Origin of the sequence: Blastomonas sp. CCH1-A6, from assembly GCF_001556365.1 — a bacterium.
Lineage (GTDB): Bacteria > Pseudomonadota > Alphaproteobacteria > Sphingomonadales > Sphingomonadaceae > Blastomonas > Blastomonas ursincola.
This window is the reverse complement of record NZ_LSIS01000529.1, coordinates 1-444: the sequence shown is the minus strand read 5'-3', so window position 1 is coordinate 444 and position 444 is coordinate 1. Positions and strand designations below refer to the sequence as shown.

Below are 444 nucleotides of genomic sequence, written 5' to 3'. Positions count from 1 at the left end.
GCGCGGTGACGGCGGACGGCACGACGCCCTCGGGCGCGGCTTCGACCGGAACCGCGGTGGCTGTCGGCAATCTGGCGCAGGCGACGGCTGAAGATGCCGTGGCGCTGGGCGATCAGGCCAATGCAAGCGGTTTCCATGCGACCGCGATCGGTGGGGAATCGGTCGCCTCGGGCGTCGGCAGCCAGGCCTTCGGCTGGCAGGCGAACGCGTCGGGACGCACCGCCGTTGCAGTGGGTCATCAAGCCAATGCTGCCGGCTTCGAAGCGACCTCGGTCGGCAAGAGTGCACAAGCCGGCGGGGCCAACGCCTCGGCGCTGGGCAGTCGCGCCAACGCCTCAGGCGTGAACTCGCTCGCGGCGGGCAACGCGGCCGTGTCTGCCGGCATCAACTCGGTCGCGATCGGCAACGGCGCGGTAACCGCGGACGGCACCACGCCTTCGGGTG

The 444-nt window shown here is 71.4% G+C and carries 1 pseudogene; it reads left to right on the top strand.

What is annotated here, in order from left to right:
- Positions 1–444: pseudogene (locus AX735_RS22780) on the top strand (hypothetical protein); the annotation flags it as partial.